The sequence below is a fragment of the Desulfobulbus alkaliphilus genome (assembly GCF_016918545.1).
Classification (GTDB): Bacteria; Desulfobacterota; Desulfobulbia; order Desulfobulbales; family Desulfobulbaceae; genus Desulfobulbus; species Desulfobulbus alkaliphilus.
The window spans coordinates 1-389 of sequence record NZ_JAFFQC010000426.1 but is presented as its reverse complement, the minus strand read 5'-3'; the positions used below and the strand labels follow the sequence as shown (position 1 = coordinate 389).

The following is a 389-nucleotide window of genomic DNA, read 5'->3' as shown; positions in this document are numbered from 1 at the left end:
GAATCTCTCTGTGAATTTTAGACTCAAGGTGCTTTTCGGTATTGGTTATGGCCACCAGGAAGATGCCACCACAACCATTCCAGACCTTTTATCAGCCTTTATCCAAAACAACATTGAAAAAGAAGGGTATGCCCAAGACATGCTGAACCTGCGTGTGGAATTTGCGGAAGCCGGAGCCTCGTCCCTGGACCTTGTGGTTATTGCCGATTTTAAAGGCAGCCAGGCACCCATATACAACCGTTTGAAGCGAAGCATACAAAGATGGTGTGTTGAGGCGGCCTCCCAATATAACTGGGATATTCCCTTTCCCCAGATTACGGTTCATCAGGAGGCTTGATTCAATAGACAAATAGGCGGCCTACTGCCTGGTACGTCTTGGAGGGGAAATT

Annotated in this window: 1 pseudogene; it reads left to right on the top strand. The window is 47.6% G+C overall.

What is annotated here, in order from left to right:
- A pseudogene (locus JWG43_RS19245) lies at positions 1 to 337 on the top strand (hypothetical protein); the annotation flags it as partial.
- Between the last annotated feature and the right edge of the window lie 52 nt (positions 338 to 389).